The sequence below is a fragment of the Streptomyces sp. NBC_00568 genome (assembly GCF_026341855.1).
Lineage (GTDB): Bacteria > Actinomycetota > Actinomycetes > Streptomycetales > Streptomycetaceae > Streptomyces.
The window spans coordinates 2,419,468-2,435,773 of sequence record NZ_JAPENW010000001.1 but is presented as its reverse complement, the minus strand read 5'-3'; the positions used below and the strand labels follow the sequence as shown (position 1 = coordinate 2,435,773).

14 protein-coding genes are annotated in these 16,306 nt (G+C 68.5%); 13 read left to right on the top strand and 1 reads right to left on the bottom strand.

The genetic code is table 11. The features are described from left to right. Positions 1 to 13 precede the first annotated feature (13 nt). Genes OOK38_RS10455 through nuoN form a run of 13 tightly spaced genes read left to right on the top strand, consistent with a single transcriptional unit; the run spans position 14 to position 15,591 of the window. Positions 14 to 568: an NADH-quinone oxidoreductase subunit B family protein gene (locus OOK38_RS10455; protein WP_266761563.1), complete on the top strand. Its 555-nt coding sequence runs from the start codon at positions 14 to 16 to the stop codon at positions 566 to 568. Continuing rightward, positions 565 to 1,305, top strand: coding sequence for an NADH-quinone oxidoreductase subunit C (locus OOK38_RS10450; RefSeq protein ID WP_266761564.1), 741 nt, complete (start codon positions 565 to 567; stop codon positions 1,303 to 1,305). Before OOK38_RS10455 ends, OOK38_RS10450 begins: the two co-directional genes overlap by 4 nt. Beyond that, positions 1,302 to 2,642 carry an NADH-quinone oxidoreductase subunit D gene (locus OOK38_RS10445; protein WP_266761565.1) on the top strand — a complete coding sequence of 447 codons (1,341 nt, stop codon included), beginning with the start codon at positions 1,302 to 1,304 and terminating at the stop codon, positions 2,640 to 2,642. The genes OOK38_RS10450 and OOK38_RS10445 overlap by 4 nt, the downstream gene beginning before the upstream one ends. Next, positions 2,639 to 3,481: an NADH-quinone oxidoreductase subunit NuoE gene (gene nuoE / locus OOK38_RS10440; RefSeq protein ID WP_266761567.1), complete on the top strand. Its 843-nt coding sequence runs from the start codon at positions 2,639 to 2,641 to the stop codon at positions 3,479 to 3,481. Before OOK38_RS10445 ends, nuoE begins: the two co-directional genes overlap by 4 nt. Continuing rightward, positions 3,481 to 4,830, top strand: coding sequence for an NADH-quinone oxidoreductase subunit NuoF (gene nuoF, locus OOK38_RS10435; protein WP_266761568.1), 1,350 nt, complete (start codon positions 3,481 to 3,483; stop codon positions 4,828 to 4,830). Before nuoE ends, nuoF begins: the two co-directional genes overlap by 1 nt. Continuing rightward, positions 4,827 to 7,331, top strand: a complete 2,505-nt coding sequence (locus OOK38_RS10430; RefSeq protein ID WP_266848366.1) for an NADH-quinone oxidoreductase subunit G — start codon at positions 4,827 to 4,829, stop codon at positions 7,329 to 7,331. The genes nuoF and OOK38_RS10430 overlap by 4 nt, the downstream gene beginning before the upstream one ends. Then, the gene (nuoH, locus tag OOK38_RS10425) at positions 7,328 to 8,701 is read left to right on the top strand and encodes an NADH-quinone oxidoreductase subunit NuoH (protein ID WP_266761571.1); all 1,374 of its coding nucleotides are present in this window, start codon (positions 7,328 to 7,330) and stop codon (positions 8,699 to 8,701) included. The genes OOK38_RS10430 and nuoH overlap by 4 nt, the downstream gene beginning before the upstream one ends. Beyond that, the gene (nuoI, locus tag OOK38_RS10420; RefSeq protein ID WP_266761573.1) at positions 8,694 to 9,323 is read left to right on the top strand and encodes an NADH-quinone oxidoreductase subunit NuoI; all 630 of its coding nucleotides are present in this window, start codon (positions 8,694 to 8,696) and stop codon (positions 9,321 to 9,323) included. The genes nuoH and nuoI overlap by 8 nt, the downstream gene beginning before the upstream one ends. Beyond that, positions 9,320 to 10,135 carry an NADH-quinone oxidoreductase subunit J gene (locus OOK38_RS10415; protein ID WP_266761575.1) on the top strand — a complete coding sequence of 272 codons (816 nt, stop codon included), beginning with the start codon at positions 9,320 to 9,322 and terminating at the stop codon, positions 10,133 to 10,135. The genes nuoI and OOK38_RS10415 overlap by 4 nt, the downstream gene beginning before the upstream one ends. Then, entirely contained in the window at positions 10,132 to 10,431 is a 300-nt protein-coding gene (gene nuoK / locus OOK38_RS10410; protein ID WP_004927567.1) for an NADH-quinone oxidoreductase subunit NuoK, read from the top strand. Before OOK38_RS10415 ends, nuoK begins: the two co-directional genes overlap by 4 nt. A gap of 14 nt (positions 10,432 to 10,445) precedes the next feature. Next, positions 10,446 to 12,359, top strand: a complete 1,914-nt coding sequence (gene nuoL / locus OOK38_RS10405) for an NADH-quinone oxidoreductase subunit L (protein ID WP_266761577.1) — start codon at positions 10,446 to 10,448, stop codon at positions 12,357 to 12,359. A gap of 5 nt (positions 12,360 to 12,364) precedes the next feature. Then, positions 12,365 to 13,936: an NADH-quinone oxidoreductase subunit M gene (locus OOK38_RS10400; protein ID WP_266761579.1), complete on the top strand. Its 1,572-nt coding sequence runs from the start codon at positions 12,365 to 12,367 to the stop codon at positions 13,934 to 13,936. After that, positions 13,933 to 15,591, top strand: a complete 1,659-nt coding sequence (gene nuoN / locus OOK38_RS10395) for an NADH-quinone oxidoreductase subunit NuoN (RefSeq protein WP_266761581.1) — start codon at positions 13,933 to 13,935, stop codon at positions 15,589 to 15,591. Before OOK38_RS10400 ends, nuoN begins: the two co-directional genes overlap by 4 nt. 59 nt (positions 15,592 to 15,650) lie before the next feature. On the opposite strand, the gene OOK38_RS10390 is transcribed toward nuoN, so the two are convergent. After that, positions 15,651 to 16,247 (bottom strand): hypothetical protein, encoded by a 597-nt coding sequence (locus OOK38_RS10390; protein ID WP_266761583.1) that lies wholly within the window; start codon positions 16,245 to 16,247, stop codon positions 15,651 to 15,653. Positions 16,248 to 16,306 lie beyond the last annotated feature (59 nt).

The window sequence follows — 16,306 nt, the reverse complement described above, 5'->3', positions numbered from 1 at the left end:
GGGGCCTTTAAGCATGGGACTCGAAGAAAAGCTGCCGAGCGGATTCCTGCTGACCACCGTCGAGCAGGCCGCGGGCTGGGTGCGCAAGGCGTCCGTCTTCCCCGCGACATTCGGACTCGCCTGCTGCGCCATCGAGATGATGACGACCGGCGCGGGGCGCTACGACCTGGCCCGCTTCGGTATGGAGGTCTTCCGCGGGTCACCCCGCCAGGCCGACCTGATGATCGTGGCCGGCCGGGTGAGCCAGAAGATGGCGCCGGTGCTGCGACAGGTCTATGACCAGATGCCCAACCCCAAGTGGGTCATCTCCATGGGGGTTTGTGCGTCATCGGGTGGAATGTTCAATAACTACGCCATTGTGCAGGGCGTCGACCACATCGTCCCGGTCGACATCTATTTGCCCGGATGCCCGCCGCGGCCCGAGATGCTGATGGACGCGATTCTCAAGCTCCACCAGAAGATCCAGAGCTCCAAGCTCGGCGTGAACGCCGAGGAAGCGGCCCGCGAGGCGGAGGAAGCGGCGCTCAAGGCGCTTCCCATCATCGAGATGAAGGGCCTGCTGCGGTGAGCGACGCGAACGGCAACGGGGTCAACCCCGAGAAGGACCTCGGCGCCTCCAACCTCCCGGGCCAGCGAGGCGACAAGGGCGAGGAGATCCGCGTCCAGCGCGGCATGTTCGGCGCCAACAACGGCGGCGACACCTCCGGCTACGGCGGCCTGGTCCGCTCGATCCGGCTCCCCGGCGCGGCCAACCGCCCCTACGGCGGCTGGTTCGACGAGGTGGCCGACGAGCTGGAGGGTGCCCTGGAGGAACAGGGACTCGTCCCCGAGAACGTCATCGACAAGACGGTCGTCGACCGCGACGAGCTCACCTTCCACGTCGAACGCGAGTACCTGCTCCGCGTCGCCCAGACCCTGCGCGACGACCCGGCCCTCCGGTTCGAGCTGTGCACCGGCGTCTCCGGCGTCCACTACCTGCACGACAAGGGACGCGAGCTGCACGCCGTCTACCACCTGCGCTCGATCACCCACAACCGGCTGATCCGCCTGGAGGTCAGCGCCCCCGACGCGGACCCGCACGTTCCCTCGCTCGTCTCCGTCTATCCGACGAACGACTGGCACGAGCGCGAGACGTACGACTTCTTCGGGCTGATCTTCGACGGTCACCCGGCGCTGACGCGGATCATGATGCCGGACGACTGGCAAGGCTTCCCGCAGCGCAAGGACTACCCCCTCGGCGGCATCCCCGTCGAGTACAAGGGCGCCCAGATCCCGGCTCCGGACCAGCGGAGGTCGTACTCATGAGCACGCAGACCCCTTCCGGGGCATCAGCCGCTTCGGCCCGCGAGACGACCGAAGGCACCGTATATACGGTCACCGGCGGCGACTGGGACGAGATCGCCCAGTCCGCGGCGAAGTCCGACGACGAGCGCATCATCGTCAACATGGGCCCGCAGCACCCGTCCACCCACGGCGTGCTCCGGCTCATCCTGGAGATCGACGGCGAGACGGTCACCGAGGCCCGCTGCGGCATCGGCTACCTCCACACCGGTATCGAGAAGAACCTCGAATTCCGTACGTGGACCCAGGGCACCACGTTCGTGACGCGCATGGACTACCTGACGCCGTTCTTCAACGAGACGGCGTACTGCCTCGGCGTCGAGAAGCTCCTCGGCATCACGGACGCGATCCCCGACCGCGCCTCGATCATCCGCGTGCTCCTGATGGAGCTGAACCGACTCTCCTCCCATTTGGTGTGCATCGCCACCGGAGGCATGGAGCTGGGCGCCACCACGATCATGATCTACGGCTTCCGTGACCGTGAGCTCATCCTCGACATCTACGAGCTGATCACCGGCCTGCGGATGAACCACGCGTACATCCGCCCCGGCGGACTCGCCCAGGACCTGCCCCCGGGCGCCGTGGACCAGATCCGCGAGTTCGTGAAGAAGATGAAGAAGAACCTTCCCGAGTACGACAAGCTCGCCACCGGGAACCCCATCTTCAAGGCCCGTATGCAGGACGTCGGCTATCTCGACCTCGCCGGCTGCATGGCCCTAGGCGCCACCGGCCCGGTCCTGCGTTCGGCGGGCCTCCCGCACGACCTGCGCAAGTCCCAGCCGTACTGCGGCTACGAGAACTACGACTTCGAGGTCCCGACCGCCGACACCTGCGACTCCTACGGGCGCTTCCTGATCCGCCTGGAGGAGATGCGCCAGTCGCTGCGGATCATCGAGCAGTGCCTGGACCGGCTCCAGCCCGGCCCGGTCATGGTCGCCGACAAGAAGATCGCCTGGCCCGCCCAGCTCGCGCTCGGCCCCGACGGTCTCGGCAACTCGCTCGACCACATCAAGAAGATCATGGGCACCTCCATGGAGGCCCTGATCCACCACTTCAAGCTGGTGACCGAGGGATTCCGCGTGCCGCCGGGACAGGCGTACACGGCGGTCGAGTCGCCCAAGGGCGAGCTCGGGGTGCACGTCGTCTCCGACGGAGGCACCCGCCCCTTCCGGGTCCACTTCCGTGACCCGTCCTTCACCAATCTGCAGGCCATGGCGGCGATGTGCGAAGGCGGCCAGGTCGCCGACGTCATCGTCGCCGTCGCGTCCATCGACCCCGTGATGGGAGGCGTCGACCGGTGACCACGACCCCCGAGGGCGTCAGCCTGGGCATGCCCCAACTGCCCGCGCCCGACTACCCGGCCGATGTCCGGGCCCGGCTCGAGGCGGACGCGCGCGAGATCATCGCCCGCTACCCCGACTCCCGCTCGGCACTCCTTCCGTTGCTGCATCTCGTGCAGTCGCAGGAGGGCCATGTCACGCGCACGGGACAGCGGTTCTGTGCGGAGGTTCTGGGTCTGACGACGGCCGAGGTCACCGCTGTCGCGACCTTCTACTCGATGTACCGGCGCAAGCCGAGCGGTGACTACCAGGTGGGTGTCTGCACCAACACCCTGTGTGCCGTCATGGGCGGCGACGCCATCTTCGAGGCCCTCCAGGACCACCTGGGCGTCGGCAACGGAGAGACCACCGGCGACGGCAAGGTCACGCTGGAGCACATCGAGTGCAACGCGGCCTGCGACTTCGCGCCGGTCGTGATGGTCAACTGGGAGTTCTTCGACAACCAGACCGTGGACTCGGCCAAGCGCCTGGTCGACGACCTGCGCGAGGGAGCCGAGGTCGAGCCGACCCGCGGCGCCCGTCTGTGCACCTTCAAGGACACCGCCCGGATCCTGGCGGGCTTCCCCGACGAGCGCGAGGGCGCGGTGGAAGGCGGCGGGAGCGCGGGCCACGCGTCACTGGTGGGGCTGCGCCTGGCCAAGGGCGAGAGCGCTCCCGCGCGCGTGGTGCATCCGCGCGGCGGAGGGGTGCCGCAGAACCAGCGGCCCGCCGAGCACCCGAGCTCGCACGACGCGCCGCAGGACACGTCGGCCTCCGACCCGTCCCACCCGGCGGGTCCTGTCGCAGAGGAGGGGGAGTGATGACCTTGGCAGCCGAGATCAACGAAACGAGTCCCGAGAAGCTGCTCGCACCCGTGCTGTCGGCCTTCTGGGACGAGGACAGGTCCTGGACGCTGGACGTCTACCGAAGGCACGAGGGGTACGAGGGCCTGCGCAAGGCACTCGCCATGTCGCCGGACGACCTGATCGCGTACGTCAAGGACTCCGGACTGCGCGGCCGAGGCGGGGCGGGATTCCCCACGGGAATGAAATGGCAGTTCATTCCGCAGGGCGATGGCAAACCACACTATCTAGTTGTCAACGCCGACGAGTCGGAGCCGGGAACCTGCAAGGACATCCCGCTCCTCTTCGCGAACCCGCACAGCCTCATCGAGGGCATTGTGATCGCGTGTTATGCCATCCGGTCTTCGCATGCCTTCATCTATCTCCGCGGTGAAGTGGTCCCCGTATTGCGGCGGTTGCACGAGGCCGTACGTGAGGCCTACGAGGCGGGCTTCCTCGGCGAGAACATCCTGGGCAGCGGACTCGACCTCCAGCTCACCGTGCACGCGGGCGCGGGCGCGTACATCTGCGGTGAAGAGACCGCACTGCTCGACTCGCTCGAAGGCCGCCGTGGACAACCGCGGCTCCGTCCCCCTTTCCCCGCTGTCGCGGGCCTCTATGCGTGCCCAACTGTTGTAAATAACGTCGAATCGATCGCGTCAGTTCCCGCCATTCTCCAAAAGGGCAAGGAATGGTTCAGGTCGATGGGCAGCGAGAAGTCTCCGGGCTTCACGCTCTACTCGCTCAGCGGTCATGTCGCCAGCCCCGGCCAGTACGAGGCCCCGCTCGGCATCACGCTGCGCCAACTCCTCGACATGAGCGGCGGGATGCGCCCCGGCCACCGGCTGAAGTTCTGGACGCCGGGCGGCTCCTCGACCCCGATGTTCACCGACGAGCATCTCGACGTCCCTCTTGATTACGAAGGAGTGGGCGCCGCGGGTTCCATGCTCGGCACGAAAGCACTCCAGTGCTTCGACGAGACGACCTGTGTCGTACGCGCCGTCACCCGCTGGACCGAGTTCTACGCCCACGAGTCCTGCGGCAAGTGCACGCCCTGCCGCGAAGGGACGTACTGGCTCGTGCAGTTGCTGCGCGACATCGAGGCCGGCAAGGGCGTGATGTCCGACCTCGACAAGCTCAACGACATCGCCGACAACATCAACGGCAAGTCCTTCTGCGCCCTCGGCGACGGTGCCGCCTCGCCGATCTTCTCCTCGCTCAAGTACTTCCGCGCGGAGTACGAGCAGCACATCACGGGCCGCGGCTGCCCCTTCGACCCGGCCAGGTCGACGGCCTGGGCGGACAAGCACACGGAGGTGAACGCATGACAGTGACCACCAGCGCTCCCTCCGGAGGCGGGGAAGCGGCGGTCCCCCCGGCGGATCTCGTCTCGCTGACGATTGACGGCGTCGAGATCAGCGTGCCCAAGGGCACCCTGGTCATCCGGGCCGCCGAGGAACTCGGCATCGAGATCCCCCGGTTCTGCGACCACCCGCTCCTCGACCCGGCCGGCGCCTGCCGCCAGTGCATCGTCGAGGTCGAGGGCCAGCGCAAGCCCATGGCGTCCTGCACGATCACCTGTACGGACGGGATGGTCGTCAAGACGCATCTCACCTCGCCGGTGGCCGAGAAGGCGCAGCACGGGGTGATGGAGCTGCTGCTCATCAACCACCCGCTGGACTGCCCCGTCTGCGACAAGGGCGGCGAGTGCCCCCTGCAGAACCAGGCGATGTCGCACGGCAACGCCGAGTCCCGCTTCGAGGGCAGGAAGCGGACGTACGAGAAGCCGGTCCCGATCTCCACACAGGTGCTGCTCGACCGCGAGCGGTGCGTGCTCTGCGCCCGCTGCACCCGCTTCTCCAACCAGATCGCCGGCGACCCCATGATCGAGCTGATCGAGCGGGGCGCGCTCCAGCAGGTCGGCACCGGTGACGGCGACCCGTTCGAGTCGTACTTCTCCGGGAACACGATCCAGATCTGCCCGGTGGGCGCGCTCACGTCGGCGGCGTATCGCTTCCGCTCGCGCCCCTTCGACCTCATCTCCTCGCACTCCGTGTGCGAGCACTGCTCCGGCGGTTGCGCGACGCGCACCGACCACCGGCGCGGCAAGGTGATGCGGCGCCTCGCGGCCCCGGACCCCGAGGTCAACGAGGAGTGGCTCTGCGACAAGGGGCGGTTCGGGTTCCGGTACGCGCAGCAGCGCGACCGCCTCGACACGCCCCTGGTGCGCAACGCCGAGGGCGTCCTTGAGCCCGCGTCCTGGCCGGAGGCCCTGGAGGCCGCGGCACGGGGGCTGACGGCGGCCCGCGGCCGTGCCGGTGTCCTCACCGGCGGCCGGCTCACCGTCGAGGACGCCTACGCGTACAGCAAGTTCGCGCGCGTGGCCCTCGACACGAACGACATCGACTTCCGCGCGCGCGTGCACAGCTCCGAGGAGGCCGACTTCCTGGCCGCCCGGGTCGCCGGCCGCGGAAAGGATCTCGACGGTACGGGCGTCACGTACACCTCCCTGGAGAAGGCGCCCGCCGTCCTGCTGGCGGGCTTCGAGTCCGAGGAGGAGGCGCCCGGCGTCTTCCTGCGCCTGCGCAAGGCATGGCGCGGGCACGGTCAGAAGACCTTCTCGCTCGCCACGCACGCCACACGCGGCCTGGAGAAGGCGGGCGGCACGCTGTTGCCGGCCGCGCCCGGCACCGAGACCGAGTGGCTGGACGCGCTCGCGAGCGGCGTCGGCCTGGAGGGCGACGGAGCCAAGGCCGCCGAGGCGCTGCGCGCCGAGGGCGCGGTGATCGCCGTCGGTGAGCGGCTGGCCGCCGTGGCGGGCGGGCTCACCGCCGCCGTGCGGGCCGCCTCCGCCACCGGCGCCCACCTGGTGTGGATTCCGCGCCGGGCCGGGGAGCGCGGCGCGATCGAGGCGGGCGCGCTTCCGTCGCTGCTGCCGGGCGGGCGCCCGGCCACCGACCCGCGCGCGCGGGACGAGGTCGCGGCCGCCTGGGGCGTCTCCGAACTCCCGCACCGCTACGGCCGCGACTCCGGCCAGATCGTGGAGGCGGCCGCCGGCGGAGAGCTGCGGGCGCTGGTGGTCGCGGGCGTGGAGGTCACCGACCTTCCCGACCCGGCACGCGCGCGTGCGGCACTGTCCGAGGTGGGCTTCCTGGTGTCGCTCGAACTGCGGCCCAGTGAGGTCACCGAGCACGCGGATGTCGTCCTGCCGGTCGCCGCTGTCGCGGAGAAGGCCGGAAGCTTCCTCAACTGGGAAGGCCGGGTCCGCTCCTTCGAGGCGGCGCTCAAGCCCGACCAGATGACCAGGCGCCTGGCACCCGCCGACGCGCGCGTCCTGCAGATGCTGGCCGACGCCATGGACGTACACCTGGGGCTGCCGGATCTGCGCACCGCGCGCGGAGAGCTCGACCGGCTCGGCGCCTGGGACGGGCCGCACGCCACCGAACCCCTGGAGACCGGGGTGCAGTTGCCGCGTCCGGCCGCCGGTGAGGCCGTCCTGGCCGGGCACCGGCTGCTGCTCGACCGAGGGCGCCTCCAGGAGGGCGACGACGCGCTCGCCGGGACCCGGCACGCCGCACGCGCGCGCGTGTCGGCCGCCACGGCCGCCGAGGCCGGGGTCAAGAACGGCGACGTCCTCGCCGTGAGCGGTCCCGCCGGAGTGGTCGAACTCCCGCTGCAGATCACCGAGATGCCCGACCGCGTGGTCTGGCTCCCGCTGAACTCGAGCGGAAAGGGCGTCGCCTCCGACACCGGGGCGCTGCCCGGCGCACTCGTCCGCATCGGTCCGGCGACCGTCGCCGCCGAGGCTCCCAAGGAGGTGGAGGCATGACGCCGTACCTCGCTGCTGAAGACCTCTCGATGTTCGGCCGTGACCCCTGGTGGCTGGTCGTCGTCAAGGCGGTGTTCTGCTTCGCCTTCCTGATGGTGACCGTGCTGTTCTCCATCGTGTGGGAGCGCAAGGTCGTCGCCTGGATGCAGCTGCGCATCGGTCCCAACCGGCACGGGCCCTGGGGGATGCTCCAGTCGCTCGCCGACGGCGTCAAGCTGATGCTCAAGGAAGACCTCATCGTCAAGCGCGCGGACAAGGTGGTCTACGTCCTCGCGCCGATCGTCGCGGCCATCCCGGCCTTCATGGCGATCGCGGTGATCCCCTTCGGGCCCGCGGACAACGAGATCTCGATCTTCGGCCAGCGCACCACGATGCAGCTCACCGACCTGCCGATCGCGATGCTGTACATCCTCGCGGTGGCCTCGGTGGGCATCTACGGGATCGTGCTCGCCGGCTGGAGTTCCGGATCCACCTATCCGCTGCTCGGCGGTCTGCGGTCCTGTGCGCAGATGATCTCGTACGAGATCGCCATGGGCGCCGCGTTCGCCTCGGTGTTCCTCTACTCCGGCTCGATGTCGACCTCGGTGATCGTCGAGCAGCAGCAGGACCGCTGGTACATCGTCCTGCTGCCGGTGTCGTTCCTCATCTACATCATCACGATGGTCGGTGAGACCAACCGGGCCCCGTTCGACATGCCGGAGTCCGAGGGCGACCTGGTCGGCGGCTTCAACACCGAGTACTCGTCGATCAAGTTCGCGCTGTTCATGCTCGCCGAGTACGTGAACATGGTGACGGTCTCGGCCGTGTCGACGACGCTCTTCCTGGGCGGCTGGCGGGCCCCGTGGCCGATCAGCACCTTCTGGGAGGGCGCCAACCACGGCTGGTGGCCGATGCTCTGGTTCGTGGTGAAGGTGCAGCTGCTGCTGTTCTTCTTCATCTGGCTGCGCGGCACGCTGCCGCGCGTGCGCTACGACCAGTTGATGAAGCTGGGCTGGAAGGTCCTCATCCCGGTCTCCGTGGTGTGGCTGATGCTCGTCGCGACGGTACGGACGCTGCGGAACGAGAACTACGACTTCGCGGACATCGCCCTGTACGTCGGCGGAGGCGTCCTCGTCCTGTTGCTGCTGTCGTTCGCGGCGGACATCTTCCGCGACAAACGGGGGGCTCAGGAAGCACCCGCCGAGCCGGCCGCCTTCGACCCGATGGCCGGTGGATTCCCCGTACCCCCGCTGCCCGGCCAGGAGCTGCCGCCGGTGCCCCGGCGCCGCCCGCGCCGGGAGCGGGAGTTGATTGTCAGTGGCGGGTCCGATACTGCGAGTGACGGATCGATTGCCGGATCTCGTGACGGAAAGGAGGGGTCCGATGGCTGAGGAGCCGAAGGAGACCAAACCGGGTTTCCAGAACCCGGTCGCCGGTTTCGGCGTGACCTTCAAGGCCATGTTCAAGAAGCGGCTGACCGAGCAGTACCCGGAGCAGCAGAAGACCACCGCGCCGCGGTTCCACGGCCGGCACCAGCTCAACCGTCATCCGGACGGCCTGGAGAAGTGCATCGGCTGTGAGCTGTGCGCCTGGGCCTGCCCCGCGGACGCCATCTATGTGGAGGGCGCGGAGAACACCGAGGAGGAGCGCTACTCCCCGGGCGAGCGGTACGGCCGCGTCTACCAGATCAACTACGCCCGCTGCATCCTGTGCGGCCTGTGTATCGAGGCGTGCCCCACGCGCGCGTTGACGATGACGAACGAGTTCGAGCTCGCCGACAGCAGTCGCGCCAACCTGATCTACACCAAGGAGCAGCTGCTCGCCGGACTCGAGGAAGGCATGGTCGAGACACCGCACTCGATCTTCCCGGGCACGGACGAGCAGGACTACTACCAGGGTCTGGTGACGGAGGCGGCGCCCGGCACGGAGCGCCAGGTGGCCGTCTCCAAGGGCGAGTTGCGTCCCTCGGCGAGCCCGTCGGGCACGGCTGCCGGAGAGGGGGCGGGGGCATGACCGACCTGGCCGCGTACTCCACCTCCACCGGAGAGGCCTTCCAGTTCTGGGTCCTCGGCACCGTCGCGGTGATCGGCGCCCTGTGTACCGTCTTCATGCGGAAGGCCGTGCACAGCGCGCTGTGCCTCGCCGGGACCATGATCATCCTGGCGGTGTTCTACCTCGCCAACGGCGCGTACTTCCTGGGCATCGTCCAGATCGTCGTCTACACCGGCGCGATCATGATGCTCTTCCTCTTCGTCGTCATGCTCGTCGGTGTCACCGCGGCGGACTCGCTGAAGGAGACCATCAAGGGGCAGCGCTGGCTGGCCCTGGTCTGCGGACTGGGCTTCGGAGTCCTGCTGTTCGCCGGTATCGGCAACGCGTCGATCAAGGACTTCAACGGCCTGGCCAAGGCGAACGCGAACGGCAACGTGGAGGGCCTCGCCGCCCTCATCTTCACGAAGTACGTGTTCGCCTTCGAGATCACCGGCGCCCTGCTCATCACGGCCGCCGTCGGCGCCATGGTGCTGACGCACCGCGAGCGCACCGAGCGCGCCAAGACCCAGCGCGAGATGTCCGAGGAGCGTGTGCGCGAGGGCAAGCACGTACCGCCGCTGCCGGCACCGGGTGTCTACGCCCGGCACAACGCGGTGGACATCGCGGGCCTGCTCCCCGACGGCACTCCGTCCGAGCTGACCGTCAGCAAGACGCTGCGCGACCGCGGCCAGATCCGTGACGTGTCGGCCGACGCGCTGAGCGATCTGAAGGCGCTGGAGCAGCGTGCCGAAGAGCGTCTGGAGCGCACGAAGACGGAGGAGGCGTCCAAGTGAACCCGGTCAACTACCTCTATCTCGCCGCCCTGTTGTTCACGATCGGCGCCACCGGTGTGCTGATCAGGCGGAACGCGATCGTGGTGTTCATGTGCGTCGAGCTCATGCTCAACGCCTGCAACCTCGCCTTCGTCGCCTTCTCCCGTATGCACGGCAATCTCGACGGCCAGATCATCGCCTTCTTCACGATGGTCGTCGCCGCCGCGGAGGTCGTGGTCGGGCTCGCGATCATCGTGTCGCTGTTCCGTTCCCGCCACTCGGCCTCGGTCGACGACGCCAGCCTGATGAAGCTGTAAGGGGTCGCTGAATCGTGGAGAACCTGATTGCGCTGCTGGTAGCGGCGCCTCTGCTCGGAGCGGTCGTACTGCTGTGCGGCGGACGGCGGCTGGATGCCGTCGGCCAGTGGCTCGGCACCGCGTTCGCGGCGGCCTCCTTCGTGATCGCCGCCGTCCTCTTCGCCGGCATGCTGGGGAAGAGCCCCGAGGACCGGACCCTTACGCAGCATCTGTACAGCTGGATCGCCGTCGGGGACTTCCGTGCCGACGTCGGCTTCCAGCTCGACCAGCTGTCGATGACGTTCGTCCTGCTGATCACCGGCGTCGGCTCGCTGATCCACCTGTACTCGATCGGGTACATGGAGCACGACGAGCGCCGCCGCCGCTTCTTCGGCTACCTGAACCTGTTCCTGGCGGCGATGCTGCTGCTCGTCCTCGCCGACAACTACCTGCTGCTGTACGTCGGCTGGGAGGGCGTCGGTCTCGCCTCGTACCTGCTGATCGGCTTCTGGCAGCACAAGCCCAGCGCCGCCACCGCCGCCAAGAAGGCCTTCCTGGTCAACCGCGTCGGCGACATCGGCCTGTCCATCGCCATCATGCTGATGTTCACGACCTTCGGGACCTTCGCCTTCGGGCCCCTGCTCGGCACCGAGGAGCACCCCGGTCTGGTCGGGGACGCCACCGAGGGCAAGCTCACCGCCGTCGCCCTGATGCTGCTGCTCGCCGCCTGCGGCAAGTCCGCCCAGGTGCCGCTGCAGTCATGGCTCGGGGACGCGATGGAGGGCCCGACCCCGGTCTCGGCCCTCATCCACGCCGCCACCATGGTGACCGCGGGTGTGTACCTGATCGTGCGTTCGGCCGCCGTCTTCAACGGAGCGCCCGACGCGCAGCTCGTCGTCACCGTCGTAGGTGCGGTCACGCTCCTGTTCGGTGCGATCGTCGGTTGCGCGAAGGACGACATCAAGAAGGCGCTCGCCGGCTCGACCATGTCGCAGATCGGCTACATGGTGCTGGCGGCGGGCCTCGGCCCCATCGGCTACGTCTGGGCGATCATGCACCTGGTGACGCACGGCTTCTTCAAGGCCGGTCTCTTCCTCGGCGCCGGTTCGGTCATGCACGGCATGAACGACGAGGTCGACATGAGGAAGTTCGGCGGCCTCAGGAAGTACATGCCGATCACGTTCGTGACCTTCGGCCTCGGCTATCTCGCGATCATCGGCTTCCCGGGCCTGTCCGGCTTCTTCTCCAAGGACAAGATCATCGAGGCGGCCTTCGCCAAGGGCGGCACCGAGGGCTGGATCCTCGGCAGCGTGGCCCTGCTGGGCGCGGCGATCACCGCGTACTACATGACGCGCGTGATGCTCATGACCTTCTTCGGGGAGAAGCGCTGGCAGCCCGACGCGGACGGCCATCAGCCGCACCCGCACGAGTCGCCCAGGTCCATGACGATCCCGATGATCGTGCTGGCCTTCGGGTCGGTGTTCGCGGGTGCCTACTTCAGCATCGGCGAGCGCTTCCTGCACTGGCTGGAGCCGGTCACCGGGCACTCGGAGGGCGACTCGCCCGTCAGTGCCCTCACGGTGACGCTGGCCACCATGGTGCTGCTGGTCGTCGGCGTCGGCATCGCTTACCTCCAGTACGGCCGCAGCTCCGTCCCGGTCGTCGCCCCGCGCGGCTCCCTGCTCACCCGGGCGGCCCGACGCGACCTGTACCAGGACGACTTCAACCATGTCGTCCTGGTGCGCGGCGGCGAGCACCTCACGCGCTCCCTGGTGTACGTCGACCACACCCTGGTCGACGGAGTCGTCAACGGGACGGCGGCCTCGGTCGGCGGCCTCTCCGGGCGGCTGCGCAAGCTGCAGAACGGCTATGCGCGCAGTTACGCGGTCTCGATGTTCGGCGGTGCGGCGATTCTCGTCGCCGCGACCCTGCTGATGAGGGCGGTCTGATACCGATGTCCTTTCCTCTGCTGACAGCGACGGCGGCGCTCCCGGCCCTCGGGGCGATCGCCACGGCCGCCGTGCCGGCCGCGCGGCGCGTCGCCGCCAAGTGGCTCGCGCTGCTCGTCTCCCTCGGCACCCTGGTGTTCGCCGTGATCACCTTGGTGCGGTTCGACCCCGGCGGTGACCGCTACCAGCTCACCGAATCCCACGCCTGGATCGCGGACTTCGGGGTGCGCTACGAACTGGGTGTGGACGGCATCGGGGTGGCGCTCGTCGCGCTCACCGCGCTGCTGATGCCGTTCGTGATCCTGGCGGGCTGGCACGACGCCGACCCGCACGAGACCGGCAACAAGCGGTGGCGGCCGACGCAGGGCTTCTTCGCCCTGATCCTGGCCGTCGAGGCGATGGTGATCATCTCCTTCGAGGCCACCGACGTCTTCCTCTTCTACATCTTCTTCGAAGCCATGCTCATCCCGATGTACTTCCTCATCGGCGGCTTCGGGGACAAGGCCCACGAGCACGGCGACGAGGTGGCGGCGACGCAACGCTCGTACGCCGCGGTGAAGTTCCTCCTCTACAACCTGGTCGGCGGCCTGATCATGCTGGCCGCCGTGATCGGCCTCTACGTGGTGGCCGGGAACTTCTCGCTCCAGGAGATCGTCCAGGCCCGGGCCAACGGGTCGCTGCACATGGCGACCAGCACCGAACGGTGGCTCTTCCTCGGCTTCTTCTTCGCCTTCGCGGTGAAGGCGCCCCTGTGGCCGCTGCACACCTGGCTGCCCAACGCCATGGGTGAGGCCACCGCGCCGGTCGCCGTGCTGATCACGGCGGTCGTCGACAAGGTCGGCACCTTCGCGATGCTCCGCTTCTGCCTCCAGCTCTTCCCGGAGGCGAGCAAGTGGGCGACGCCCGTGATCCTCGTCCTGGCGCTGATCAGCATCATCTACGGGGCGCTGCTCGCGGTCGGACAGCGGGACATCAAGCGGCTGGTCGCCTACGCGTCGATCTCGCACTTCGGGTTCATCATCCTGGGCATCTTCGCGATGACCAGTCAGGGCCAGTCGGGCGCGACGCTCTACATGGTCAACCACGGGATCTCGACCGCCGCCCTGATGCTGGTCGCGGGCTTCCTGATCTCGCGGCGCGGCTCGCGTCTGATCGCCGACTACGGAGGCGTGCAGAAGGTCGCCCCGGTGCTCGCGGGCACCTTCCTGATCGGCGGTCTCGCGACCCTCTCGCTTCCCGGTCTCGCGCCCTTCGTGAGTGAATTCCTGGTCCTGGTGGGCACGTTCACGCGCTACCCGGCCGTCGGCATCATCGCCACCTTCGGCATCGTGCTCGCCGCGCTCTACACCCTCGTCCTCTACCAGCGGACGATGACGGGCCCGGTCAAGGCGGAGGTGGCCGAGATGCCGGACCTCAGGGTGCGCGAGCTCCTGGTGGTCGCCCCGCTGATCGCTCTGCTGATCTTCCTGGGCGTCTACCCGAAGCCGCTCACCGACATCGTCAACCCGGCGGTACAGCAGACCATGTCAGATGTACACAAGACGGACCCCCAGCCCGAGGTGGAGGCGGCCAAGTGAGCGCATCAGCCGTCCACAGCCTGTGGACAACGGCGGCAACCGCGGCCGAGCCGATCTCCAAGATCGACGCACCGAAGATCGAATATGGGCAATTGTCGCCCACCTTGATCGTTATCGGTGCGGCGATCCTCGGGGTGCTGGTCGAGGCCTTCGTTCCGCGCAAGTCGCGTTACTACACACAGGTGTTCGTCGCCGTCGTCGCCCTCGCCGCGGCGTTCGCCGCGGTCGTCGCGCTCGCGGCGGGCGGATACGGCACCACGAAGGCGCACATCGCGGCGATGGGCGCGATCGCGGTCGACGGACCGTCCCTGTTCCTGCAGGGCACGATCCTGCTGGCCGGCATCCTCGGCGTCTTCACCTTCGCCGAGCGACGCCTCGACCCGGAGGCACACGGGAACCGGGTCGACTCCTTCGCCGCTCAGGCCGCCTCGGTGCCCGGCAGCGACAGCGAGAAGGCCGCAGTGAAGGCCGGGTTCACCACCACCGAGGTGTTCCCGCTGCTGCTCTTCGCGATCAGCGGCATGCTGGTCTTCCCGTCGGCCAACGACCTGCTGACGCTGTTCATCGCGCTGGAGGTCTTCTCCCTCCCGCTGTACCTCCTGTGCGCCGTGGCCCGCCGCAAGCGGCTCATGTCGCAGGAGGCGGCCGTCAAGTACTTCCTGCTCGGTGCCTTCGCCTCCGCGTTCACGCTCTTCGGCATCGCCCTGCTGTACGGCTACGCGGGCTCGGTGTCGTACGCGACGATCGCGCACGTCGTCGACGGCACGGTCACGAACGTCGACCCGGCACTCGCCGGCACCATGGGCAACGACGCACTGCTGCTCATCGGCACCGCCCTGGTCGTCATGGGCCTGCTCTTCAAGGTCGGCGCGGTGCCCTTCCACATGTGGACGCCTGACGTCTACCAGGGAGCGCCGACCCCGGTCACCGGCTTCATGGCGGCGGCGACGAAGGTGGCCGCGTTCGGCGCGCTGCTGCGCCTGCTGTACGTCGTCCTGCCGGGCCTGCGCTGGGACTGGCGGCCGGTCATGTGGGCCGTGGCGATCGTCACCATGCTGGGCGGCGCGATCGTCGCGATCACCCAGACCGACATCAAACGGCTCCTGGCGTACTCGTCGATCGCCCACGCCGGATTCATCCTCGCGGGTGTCATCGCGACCTCGCCGGACGGCGTCTCGTCGGTGCTCTTCTACCTGGGCGCCTACTCCTTCGTCACGATCGGCGCCTTCGCCGTCGTCACGCTCGTACGGGACGCGGGCGGCGAGGCCACGCACCTGTCCAAGTGGGCAGGTCTCGGACGCAGGTCCCCGCTGGTGGCCGCGGTGTTCGCGATCTTCCTTCTGGCCTTCGCGGGTATCCCGCTGACCTCGGGCTTCTCCGGAAAGTTCGCCGTGTTCAAGGCGGCGGCCGAGGGCGGCGCGGGCGCGCTGGTCGTGGTCGGTGTGATCTCGTCGGCCATCGCGGCGTTCTTCTACATCCGCGTGATCGTGCTCATGTTCTTCAGTGAGCCGAAGCCCGAGGGGCCGACGGTCGCCGTGCCGTCGCCGCTGACCATGACGGCCATCGCCGTGGGCGTGGCGGTCACCCTGGTGCTGGGTGTGGCGCCGCAGTACTTCCTCGACCTGGCGGGCCAGGCCGGGGTCTTCGTGCGCTGAGCAGGGCCTTGCGCGGCTCGGGCCCCGCTCCCTTCAAGGGAGCGGGGCCCGAGCCGTTTTCAGTGGGTGGAGTGGGTCTTGCCCGAGCCACCGGAGTGGGTCGGGGCGGCCGGACACTTCACCCGGGGATTCCACCGGTTGAACAGTCCGCTGGGGTTGTGCTTCCAGAGCCAGACGTGCAGGTCGTAGTGGATCGGCATGCCGGGGTAGTGCCCCGGCATCGGACCGTCGAACTTCTGGCCGCCGAACATCGAGAGTCGCTGTCCGGTCTTCAGGTTCTGGTCGGCGTCCACCACGATCCACTCCACCCCGGCGAGCCTGCGCCTGCCGTTCTTCCCGTCCTCGAAGAGAAGAGCCGCGGGCTTCGCCGGGTCGAGCGAGCCGTAGCGGGACTCGTTGAAGTAGTGGTAACCCATGCTGCCGTGCCCCGCGGGATCCGTGGAGCACTGATGGGGGACGTATCCGTCGGCGAGGGCGGCCTTCTCGTCGAGGTACTTGAAGCTGGCCATGTACGCCGTGGCCAGATCCCGCACGGCCTTCCGGTCGGCCGGGTCGACCGGACCGGACGCGGCCGGGGCGGGAACGGCGGCCAGGGCGAGCGACGCGGCGGCGGCTGTCACGAGAGTGATGGCGGTCCTGAGGGGACGGTGGGACATGCGAAGACTCCTAGAGACGCGAGAGAGGCGTACGCGACGGCCCCGTTCCGTCGGCTGCG

Bases quoted from the DNA above. Each gene is read 5' to 3' on its own strand.
- OOK38_RS10455 (WP_266761563.1), top strand. From the start codon at position 14: ATGGGACTCGAAGAAAAGCTGCCGAGCGGATTCCTGCTGACCACCGTC.
- OOK38_RS10445 (WP_266761565.1), top strand. From the start codon at position 1,302: ATGAGCACGCAGACCCCTTCCGGGGCATCAGCCGCTTCGGCCCGCGAG.
- nuoF (WP_266761568.1), top strand. From the start codon at position 3,481: ATGACCTTGGCAGCCGAGATCAACGAAACGAGTCCCGAGAAGCTGCTC.
- OOK38_RS10430 (WP_266848366.1), top strand. From the start codon at position 4,827: ATGACAGTGACCACCAGCGCTCCCTCCGGAGGCGGGGAAGCGGCGGTC.
- nuoH (WP_266761571.1), top strand. From the start codon at position 7,328: ATGACGCCGTACCTCGCTGCTGAAGACCTCTCGATGTTCGGCCGTGAC.
- nuoI (WP_266761573.1), top strand. From the start codon at position 8,694: ATGGCTGAGGAGCCGAAGGAGACCAAACCGGGTTTCCAGAACCCGGTC.
- OOK38_RS10415 (WP_266761575.1), top strand. From the start codon at position 9,320: ATGACCGACCTGGCCGCGTACTCCACCTCCACCGGAGAGGCCTTCCAG.
- OOK38_RS10400 (WP_266761579.1), top strand. From the start codon at position 12,365: ATGTCCTTTCCTCTGCTGACAGCGACGGCGGCGCTCCCGGCCCTCGGG.
- OOK38_RS10390 (WP_266761583.1), bottom strand. From the start codon at position 16,247: ATGTCCCACCGTCCCCTCAGGACCGCCATCACTCTCGTGACAGCCGCC.